The organism is Mycobacterium timonense (genome assembly GCF_025821985.1).
GTDB lineage: Bacteria > Actinomycetota > Actinomycetes > Mycobacteriales > Mycobacteriaceae > Mycobacterium > Mycobacterium avium.
Genome location: NZ_JACKSY010000034.1, coordinates 1 through 1,668, shown reverse-complemented (window position 1 = coordinate 1,668; position 1,668 = coordinate 1). Strand labels below are relative to the sequence as shown.

Annotated in this window: 1 protein-coding gene; it reads right to left on the bottom strand. The window is 61.3% G+C overall.

The genetic code is table 11. From position 1 onward, the window contains the following. Positions 1–528 precede the first annotated feature (528 nt). On the bottom strand, positions 529–1,260 hold the full coding sequence (locus H7I87_RS09945) for a haloacid dehalogenase type II (protein ID WP_023861566.1): 732 nt from the start codon (positions 1,258–1,260) through the stop codon (positions 529–531). Positions 1,261–1,668: the final 408 nt, after the last annotated feature.

Genomic DNA, 1,668 nt, shown 5'->3' with positions numbered 1-1,668 from the left:
TTGCTCGAGTGACTTTGGACGGTCCCTCGAAGAATCACGCGATGACCTTCATTCGTTCGGCTACGACACGCCGGGCATCCTGATCAGGCCCGACTCGTACACCACTCTGCTGGACGCAACCTCCGTCTCGCCGCCCAGATCCTCGAAACCCGCCCCGCGCCGACGGTCTCGCCCCGCCCCGCCCTGCGTTCCATTTCGTCACCGTGACGCATTGACGCTGTGGATCGAGCTGAGCGGTTCCCATCGAAGTGTTCGACCAAAGGGAACATTCGGAGGCCGTCCGAATGTCCGGGCCTACGACGGCTTTAGGGCCACTGGTTCGTCCCCCTGCCCGCGCCTTCAGTGCCGGGATCACGAGAACCCGACAATCCCCCGGAGTTTGGACGAACGAAATTGCTGCGCACGGCCGGGTCAGGCAGTGGGCCCCACAGCGTATCGTTTTGTCACTGTGACGCTTTCCTGCGGATCGCCCGACCGAGGGTGTTACGAAGCCGAATAAAGACGAGCGAACCAATATGAAATCGGTGCTCAGCAGGATAGCTGGGTGGCGAGGTCGAGCAAATCTGCAGCGTTCACATCGAACGCGTCGTCGTATGCTGTGTCGGCCAATCCCAAGGGTCCGAACTCGAATGGACGGGTGACGAAGGCTGTTTGGAAACCCAGGCTCGCGGCCGCACGGATGTCGTATTTGTGGCTGGCCACCATCATGATCTGCCGCGGTGCGAGTCCCAGGTATCGCGCCGCCATATGGTAGATCGCCGGATCGGGCTTGAACACGCCGGCCATTTCGGCGGCGAACACTGCATCCCAGGGCAGTCCGCCACGTTTCGCGATGTTGATCAGCGCCGACACGTCCGCGTTCGACAGGGTGGCAATAATGAACTTCTTCTTGAGCCGTGTCAGCCCCGATAGCACGTCGGGCCACGGCACGAGGCGCTGCCACGCCAGGGTGAGTTCGTCACGCTCAGCGGCGGTCAAGTCGGTGATGCTGTATTCGGCCAGCAGTGATTCGAGGCTGCTGCGGTATACCGAGTGCACCGTGATCCAATTGTCACGGTCCGGTTTCGCCGCCTCCAGACAGCTGAAGTACGCAGCACGCCAACTGTTTACGAAGTCGCTCCAGTCCACGTTCTGATTGCGGCTACCGCAGATACGCTGAGCTTCGCTGCACACGGTCGAGTGGAAATCGGTGACCGTGCCCTGAACATCGAACAGCAACGCCTTTGGTGCAAACCGTGCCGAGTGGGTCATGAGGGCCATTGTTCATGACCACCGCACTCGCCGCCCGCCTGAGTCGCTCATTGACCGCGGCCGGCATCGACCCCGCACCGCCATCGAACACGCCCGCGCCGCGCAACTGCTCCAACAGCGCAGCCGAACCCTCGCCTAGCTGCGCGACATCGCCCAGACTCCAACATGATTGGATGCGATCTCCGAACACGAGCGTGCTCCCGCTCGGGCCGCCACCAGGACCGAGAAAATGGCCTACAACTCTAGCCACACCGATGCCACGACCGTGCTTGAATGCGAAGATGAACAACCCTCTGTCGCTTCCGGTCGAATTCTGAGCAGTTTCTTCCGGTCGAAAAGTGAGCAGGGGTTACGGGGTTGAGTCTGCCTGACGGTCGGCTTCGACGGAGGGCAGGGACTCGATTGCGGTGTGTTTGA

Bases quoted from the DNA above. Each gene is read 5' to 3' on its own strand.
- H7I87_RS09945 (WP_023861566.1), bottom strand. From the start codon at position 1,260: ATGGCCCTCATGACCCACTCGGCACGGTTTGCACCAAAGGCGTTGCTG.